Origin of the sequence: Kitasatospora arboriphila, from assembly GCF_039528095.1 — a bacterium.
GTDB classification, from domain to species: domain Bacteria; phylum Actinomycetota; class Actinomycetes; order Streptomycetales; family Streptomycetaceae; genus Kitasatospora; species Kitasatospora arboriphila.
On sequence record NZ_BAAALD010000277.1, the window covers coordinates 1 to 601 of the forward strand.

2 protein-coding genes are annotated in these 601 nt (G+C 50.1%); one reads left to right on the top strand and one right to left on the bottom strand.

Annotated features, from left to right (window positions below):
• A partial coding sequence (locus ABD353_RS39940) for a helix-turn-helix transcriptional regulator (RefSeq protein WP_344628604.1) occupies positions 1–449 on the top strand: 449 nt, incomplete at its 5' end.
• Between the two features lie 41 nt (positions 450–490).
• On the opposite strand, the gene ABD353_RS40680 is transcribed toward ABD353_RS39940, so the two are convergent.
• Positions 491–592, bottom strand: a complete 102-nt coding sequence (locus tag ABD353_RS40680) for a hypothetical protein (protein ID WP_425555361.1) — start codon at positions 590–592, stop codon at positions 491–493.
• Positions 593–601 lie beyond the last annotated feature (9 nt).

Sequence of the window (601 nt, forward strand, 5' to 3'; positions counted from 1 at the left end):
CTTACTTCCGCAAAAAACATGTTTTCTTCACCAGCGACAATTATTTCGCGGTACTGCAGCACAACTATAATCGGCGGGATACATTATTTATTCTGTTAACCGAAGGCAACGATCTTAATTTTCTTAGTGAACTGCCTATGCTGCGCTTACCGGCCAACTCGACGCCGGAAGAGTTAAAGATATTTCTGCATCAACCCACCCGCTATTACAAAACCCATCCGGCGCCAGGCGCCTCGGTGCAGTTTACCGAGCGGGAAAAGAAAGTTATTCAACTTATCAGCAATGGCGAAGCGGTCGCCAGCATTGGCCGGTCGCTAAACCTGCATATAAAAACCATTTATCAAATCCGGCTGAATCTGATTAAAAAGCTCGGCTGCAGCGGTAGAACCGATTTTTTTAATATCAGCCGCAGCGAAACGTTCAAATCCTGGAGCCAGATTCACCTGTAACCCAGCACTCAAGCCCTGATCCGCACCACGGATCGGGGCGCTTAATTTTGGCCGTGAAAATGGATGCTGAAGCCCTGCTCCTGCCAGTGGCTGAGCAGCTCCTCCTGCAGAGGCGTGGCGGCACGTCCGGTCCAGACGAAAATATGCTGCCC